This is a genomic window from Streptomyces sp. B1866, from assembly GCF_031932565.1.
Taxonomy (GTDB): domain Bacteria; phylum Actinomycetota; class Actinomycetes; order Streptomycetales; family Streptomycetaceae; genus Streptomyces.
In genome coordinates this window covers 1-6,045 of record NZ_JAVSCF010000328.1, presented here as the reverse complement: position 1 = coordinate 6,045, position 6,045 = coordinate 1, and the positions used below count along the sequence as shown (strand labels likewise).

Below are 6,045 nucleotides of genomic sequence, written 5' to 3'. Positions count from 1 at the left end.
TCCGACTCCAGGCTCTCGAAGACGCTCGGGACGTGGCTCGGGGCAGGGCTCGGGGCAGGGCTCGGGGCGGGAGGAGTGAGGGTCACAGGGGTCCTCCTGAGTGGGGGGAGGGACAAGTAAGAGGAAAGGGAGTGGGGGGAGGCGTCCGGGGGAGGGCCGGGAGAAGCCCGGTCCGGGCGCACGGGTGATCACCGAGCGGGTGACGAGCGGGTGGACGGAAACGCGGTCCGGCTGCGGAGGGGGCGATCCGGACCGGGGGACGATCCGGCCGCTGGGCCGCTGGGCCGCTGGGCCGGTTGCCGGGCGGCCGGGGGACCGCGTACGGGCTGGCCCGGCCGGTGCGGTGCGTCAGACGCGGGCCGCCGGGCGGCCGAGCGGGCCGATGCGGTACAGCACCTCGGGCTCGTGCGCGCTGTCCGGGAACAGCCCGCCGTCGAACAGCACCTCGCGCTCGACGCGCGCGCCGTGCCGCTCGGCGAAGGCGGTGAACAGCCGGTTCGACGCGGTGTTGCCGGGCGTGATGGTCGTCTCGACGCCGCGCACGCCCGCCTCGTCGGTGACGCGCGCGGTCAGCCCGTCCAGCAGCGCGCCCGCGAGACCTCTGCCGCGCTGTGGGCCGTCGACGGCGACCTGCCACACCACCAGGGTGTGCGGCCGCTCCGGCCGGATGTAGCCGGTGACGAAGCCGACCGGATCACCCTCGGGATCGCGGGCCACCGCGGATGTGGCGGCGAAGTCCCGGCACCACAGCAGATAGCTGTAGGAGGAGTTGAGGTCCAGGACGCGGGAATCGCGGGCGAGGCGCCAGATCGCGGCTCCGTCCTCGACGCACGGTGTGTCGAGTGCCAGCCCGTCCGGCATTTTCGCTGTTCCGCTCCGGCAGCTTGCGAGTTCTGCTTGTGCGGCGTTCATGGAAATGGAATTTACCGGCCGGAAACCGCGATCGCACTGGTGTAAGGGGTTACTTCTCGACGCTGACCTGTGCTAACGCGCGGGCGCACGCGAGCGCGAACCTCGGCGAAAAGTGGCGTTTTGGTGTAGTATTTTTGGGGACAAAACGGTCGGCGTGTGGAGTGCATCACCCGCGTGTGACCATTCTGGGATTCACGTGAATTCCGTGTGTCGGCGTTAGCGGAATCTTTGTGTTTGGCGGGATGTCGATCGGGCAGGAGCAATCGGGGGTCTATCCGGACGCGGGTTTCGTATTCATGGCCGGCGCCGTCACCGGAGACCTGTTCCCGATCGGCGCCTCGCGCGACGACCGGCTCGTGGCGGTCGGGCGGGGCTCGGGCGGCGGCCCGCGACCGCCGCCCCTCCCGGCACGGCCGACCGGACGCCGGGCGGCCCAGTGGACGTGTTCCGGTCACCCGCGCCCGTACGTGCGGGCGCTGAAGAGGGCCGACATCCGGTCCCAGCGGGCGATCTCGCAGCCGTCCGCGCGGCTGAAGCGGGCGTCGACGGGCCGGCCCGCCCAGTTGCCGCGCACCCGTGCGACGGCCGGACCGCCGTACTGCCGGGTGCACACCGCGTTCTGCGGCACGGGAGCGAACGGGTCCCGGCCCCAGCGCGTCTGCCCGTCCAGCTCCTGGCAGGCCCGGCGCGCGCGGGGCAGCGTGCCGCTGGCCGGGTGGCAGCGCAGCTCGTACGTTGCCGCGTCGTAGGCGTGACCGCTGCCGGAGACGGTGACCAGCAGCCGGTCGGCGAGCGGCACGTGCGGCAGACCCGGGACGGGGTGCGGCAGGGGATGCGGGTGCAGCGGGCCGTGCAGGGCGCCGTGGCCGGGGCCGCCGGACGACGGGATGGCCGGAGGTGCGGCGACGGCGGAGGCGAGGGCGGCGACGGAGGCCACGGCGGCGGTGACGGCCGCGAGGGCGGCGCGGGCGACGAGGCGGGGCAGAGGCATCGGCGTGACTCCTGGGGCTGAGGTGAGGGCAGGGGCGGGGCCGCCCCTGCCCTCACTAACGCGTCAACCTCGTGTACGTTGCGCTCCCGGAACGGCTTTGCCGTTGCCGTGTTCCGCCTAGTACCGTAGGCCGCGATTGGTCGCATCCCGAGGGCTGTGACATCATCTGCACACGCCACGAGCGCGCTCGCGCGGGCGCGGCGGGTGAACTGGAGGCTTCGCCTAGTCTGGTCTATGGCGCCGCACTGCTAATGCGGTTTGGGGTTACCCCCCATCCCGGGTTCAAATCCCGGAGCCTCCGCTCGCTTGATGAGGGAGTTCGCGCTGGTGGCGCGGACTCCCTTCGTCGTCTGTCCGGCCGCACCCCTCTGGTCCGCCGGCCCGCTCGGCCGTTCGGCCATGTGGCCCGTCCTGGGCTTACGGCGCGCCGTCGCCGTCGGCCGGGCCCCGGCCGAGGACCCGCGCGAGGTGGTAGTCGACCGTACGGAGCACGTCGTCCACCGTACGGGTGCCGTGCAGCACGTCGAGGCCGAGGCCGGTGACGCCCGACACCAGCAGGTCGGCCTCCCGCTCCGGGTCCAGTCCGGGCGCTGCCGCGCCGGCGTCGGCGCACTGCCGGATGAGGGCGGCGACCAGTTTCTCCAGGGGTTGCCCGCCGTGCAGGAAGACGGCGCGGAGGGCCGGGTCGGTCAGGCTGCGCACGTAGTAGGCGACGAGCACCCGCAGGCTCGTCCGCCGCGCCTCGTCCAGCGGCAGGAACTCCGCGAGCACGGCGCGCAGCACGGCCCGGGGGTCGTCCGGGTCGGGCAGGCGGGCCAGCCGGGCGCGGGCGTGGCGCTCGCTGTCCTCGTGGAGCAGCCGGAGGGCTTCGACCAGGAGCCGGTGCTTGGTGCCGAACGCGTACTGGACCACGCGCAGCGAGACCCCGGCCTCGGCGGCGACCTCCCGCATGCTCGCGGACTCCAGGCCGCGGTCGGCGGCGATCCGCCACACCGCGGCGGCGATCTGCCGCGTCCGCCCGCCGGTGCCGACCGGCTCCGGCCCGGTCCGCTCCGGCTCCCGCCCGGCCGTCTCCGGCTCCCGGCACGGACCGGGCCCGTCCGGAGCCGGGGGACCGGCCGGGTGGGCCGCGTCGCCGGTCCGCCCGGGCCGGGCCTGCCGCTGCCGTCGCCGGTAGGCCTTCGCCTGGCAGCCCCGTGAGCAGTACGCGCGCGGCCGGCCCCGCGCGGCCGGGGGGAGGCCGGCCTGGCAGACGCGGCATCGGGCCTGCTTTTCGTCACGCATGCGAGCAGCGTAGCGGGATCTCGCGTGCGTGACGAATGTCGCCTCGTTGCTCCTGGGTAAGGGGGTTGGTTGCTGCGCTGTGCGGAAGTTGTTGATACGGTCGTATCCACGGCGGCGACGGGTCGTGCCGGGAAGCGAGGGGGGTCGGCTGTGGACGAGGGTTGGTACCGCCTGCTGTCGGTCCTGGTGGCCGTGCCGGGTCTGTGGGAGGGCCCGCTGTCGGTCGCCTACCGCCTGGCGGGCGACGGCGGCGGCACCTGGCTGCGCGCCCCGAACTACCTGGCCGCTCCCTGGTGCTACCTGGCGGCGGTCGGCGCGACGGTCGTGGCCCTGGCGCTCCTCGCGGTCCTGGACGAGGGCCGCAGGCGGGCCCTCGCGCGGGACTCCGCGGGCGTTCCCGGCCGTCCGTGAACAGCCGTCGGCGGAGGCCTCGAATGAGGTGTTTGCGCACGTCGGCGTGGGTGCGGCTAATGGATTTCACCTGGCGCCACGGGTCATGTAATGTTGTCCCCGCACCGCTGAACGGCAACAGAGAGCAAGATCGCCGGGAAGCCGGGCGCTCGTAGCTTAACGGATAGAGCACTTGACTACGGATCAAGAGGTTGCAGGTTCGAATCCTGCCGAGCGCGCAGTGCTGCAAGAGCCCCGTTCCGGGCATCCGGGACGGGGCTTTGTCGTTCTCCGTGCGCCGTGCCGGGGGGCGTGAGGCCGTGCCCGCGCGCTCCCGGATGCGGCCGTGCTCCGGGCAGGGATCGCGTCAGACATGTATACGGGCTGTAGTGGCGTCGCTACGATCGCGCATATGAGAGGTGTCAAAGCCGGTCTGCTGGGAGGCGGGCCGATGCCCATGCAGGTGCCGATGTGGGTCGTGGAGCGCGGCCAGTGCATCGAGTGCGGCAGCTACAACACGTGGCCCGTGGACATCGCCCCGACCGGCGCCCGCTACCGGTGCCGGGCTTGTGACGACTGCGGCAAGGTCATCGCCGCGCGGGCGGTCGGGAGGGGCTGACGCGGGCCGCCCGGGGTGCGGTCGGCCCCGGGCGCTCCTCCGTCCCGTACGGGCCGCGGGTCTGTACGACGCGGGTCCGTACGACTCGGGTCTGTACGACGGTCCGTAACGGCCGGTCCGTACGCCGCGGAGCCGGTCGGCGCGGGTCCGGTCGGCGCGGTGTGCCGGCCCGGGCCGGTGGGTCACGGCCCGGCCCCGCCCGCCGTCGTCCCTGGCGCGCCGTCCGGCGGGGCGTCCAGCAGGGCCGCCGCCAGGGTCCGCAGCGCGGCGGCCACGCGCGGGGCCTCGCCCTGGATCATGGCCAGGACCGGCGCGCTGTGCAGTGCGGCGAGCAGCAGGTGGGCCAGCACGTCGGCGTCCGCGTCCGGGCGCTCCTCGGCGATCAGGCGGCTGGCGTGGCCGTGCCAGGCGCGGTAGACCGGGTGCGACTCCGCCTGCTCCTCGGGCGGTTGCGGCGCCGTGCTCATGGCGTGGCCGATCGCGGCCATCAGGCCCTTGCTGCGGCCGACGACGTCGACCACCGCGTCCAGGAAGGCCGTCAGGCGCTCGCGGGGCGGCGCGCCCGGGCCCAGCGGCGGCGGGCCCGTCTCGACGGCCTCGCCCAGGGCCAGGGCGCGGTCCTCCATGAGCGCGCGCGTCAGGCCTGAATCAGGTGCCATGCATCACACAACCGGGGTGGGCGCCCGGGTTGTTCCGGCCGTCCGTACGATCGTCGTACACCCGCATGGAATGCTCGGCTCCGTTTCCCTTCCAGGTCCTGTCCGCCCCGTGTCCGGGCCCGTTTCCGTCCGTACCGGCCCCGTTTCCGTCCGTACCGGCCCCGTTTCCGGTCCGTACCGAGCCGTACTCGGCCCGTACGGCCCGCATCCGGACCGTGCGGACCCGCGGCGGGCACTCTCAGCGGATTCACAGGGAAGGGAAAGGGTGCTCTCAGCCGCCGACTGAAGGGTTCGGGAGTATGAAGGCAACCACGCCCCAGGGGCGCTCCGAGCTGCTGCGCCCCGACGGGAGCCCCGTCCGGGTGCTCGTGGTGGACGACGAGTCGGCGCTCGCCGACCTGCTGTCGATGGCGCTGCGCTACGAGGGCTGGGAGGTGCGGTCGGCGGGCGACGGGGCCGAGGCCATCCGCACCACCCGCGAGTTCCGGCCGGACGCGGTCGTCCTGGACGTCATGCTGCCCGACATGAACGGGCTGACCGTCCTGGGCCGGCTGCGCGGCGAGCAGCCCGAGGTGCCCGTGCTGTTCCTGACCGCCAAGGACGCCGTGGAGGACCGCATCGCGGGCCTGACCGCGGGCGGCGACGACTACGTGACCAAGCCGTTCAGCCTGGAGGAGGTCGTCGCCCGGCTGCGCGGGCTGCTGCGCAGGGCCGGCGCGGCCACCGTGCGCAGCGAGTCGCTGCTGACCGTCGGCGACCTCGTGCTGGACGAGGACAGCCGGGAGGTGGCGCGCGGCGGCGAGAACATCCACCTTACGGCGACCGAGTTCGAGCTGCTGCGCTACCTGATGCGCAACCCGCGCCGCGTGCTCAGCAAGGCGCAGATCCTCGACCGGGTCTGGTCCTACGACTTCGGCGGGCAGGCCAACGTCGTCGAGCTGTACATCTCCTACCTGCGGCGCAAGATCGACGCGGGCCGCGGCCCGATGATCCACACCCGGCGCGGCGCCGGATACCTGATCAAGCCCGCGGAGTAGCCGCCGTGTCAGGCCACGCGGTCCCGCCCCGGCCCGGACTCGGTCCCGGCTCCCCGGCCGGTCCCGGTCCCGGCCGTCCGCCCGCGCGTGCGGGCACGGCAGGCGGCGGCCCGGCCCCGGCCCGTACGCCCCCGGACCCCGCCGCCCCGCGCG

General features: G+C 73.9%; 7 protein-coding genes and 2 tRNA genes. 5 read left to right on the top strand and 4 right to left on the bottom strand.

The window, feature by feature from the left end; genetic code table 11:
• Positions 1-348: 348 nt before the first annotated feature.
• Positions 349-912: a diaminobutyrate acetyltransferase gene (gene ectA, locus RKE29_RS27205; protein ID WP_312008320.1), complete on the bottom strand. Its 564-nt coding sequence runs from the start codon at positions 910-912 to the stop codon at positions 349-351.
• A gap of 451 nt (positions 913-1,363) precedes the next feature.
• Positions 1,364-1,903, bottom strand: a complete 540-nt coding sequence (locus tag RKE29_RS27200) for an SSI family serine proteinase inhibitor (protein ID WP_312008319.1) — start codon at positions 1,901-1,903, stop codon at positions 1,364-1,366.
• Positions 1,904-2,114: 211 nt separating this feature from the next.
• Between RKE29_RS27200 and RKE29_RS27195 the strand changes: the two genes are divergently transcribed.
• Positions 2,115-2,204 (top strand) — tRNA-Ser (locus tag RKE29_RS27195).
• Positions 2,205-2,320: 116 nt separating this feature from the next.
• Here RKE29_RS27195 and RKE29_RS27190 read toward each other — a convergent pair.
• The gene (locus RKE29_RS27190; RefSeq protein ID WP_312008318.1) at positions 2,321-3,187 is read right to left on the bottom strand and encodes a TetR/AcrR family transcriptional regulator; all 867 of its coding nucleotides are present in this window, start codon (positions 3,185-3,187) and stop codon (positions 2,321-2,323) included.
• A 150-nt stretch (positions 3,188-3,337) separates the two neighbouring features.
• Here RKE29_RS27190 and RKE29_RS27185 point away from each other — a divergent pair, with 150 nt between their 5' ends.
• The 3 genes from RKE29_RS27185 to RKE29_RS27175 all read left to right on the top strand — a co-directional run bounded on the left by RKE29_RS27185 (position 3,338) and on the right by RKE29_RS27175 (position 4,196).
• On the top strand, positions 3,338-3,598 hold the full coding sequence (locus RKE29_RS27185; RefSeq protein ID WP_312008317.1) for a hypothetical protein: 261 nt from the start codon (positions 3,338-3,340) through the stop codon (positions 3,596-3,598).
• Between the two features lie 145 nt (positions 3,599-3,743).
• Positions 3,744-3,816 (top strand) — tRNA-Arg (locus RKE29_RS27180).
• A gap of 173 nt (positions 3,817-3,989) precedes the next feature.
• A complete protein-coding gene (locus RKE29_RS27175) occupies positions 3,990-4,196 on the top strand; it encodes a hypothetical protein (RefSeq protein ID WP_312008316.1) in 207 nt (68 codons plus the stop codon).
• Positions 4,197-4,378: 182 nt separating this feature from the next.
• Here the strand turns inward: RKE29_RS27175 and RKE29_RS27170 are convergent, their stop codons facing one another.
• Complete coding sequence (locus tag RKE29_RS27170; protein ID WP_312008315.1) at positions 4,379-4,855, bottom strand: TetR/AcrR family transcriptional regulator; 477 nt, start codon at positions 4,853-4,855, stop codon at positions 4,379-4,381.
• A gap of 299 nt (positions 4,856-5,154) precedes the next feature.
• Between RKE29_RS27170 and RKE29_RS27165 the strand changes: the two genes are divergently transcribed.
• Positions 5,155-5,892 carry a response regulator transcription factor gene (locus RKE29_RS27165; protein ID WP_312008314.1) on the top strand — a complete coding sequence of 246 codons (738 nt, stop codon included), beginning with the start codon at positions 5,155-5,157 and terminating at the stop codon, positions 5,890-5,892.
• Positions 5,893-6,045 lie beyond the last annotated feature (153 nt).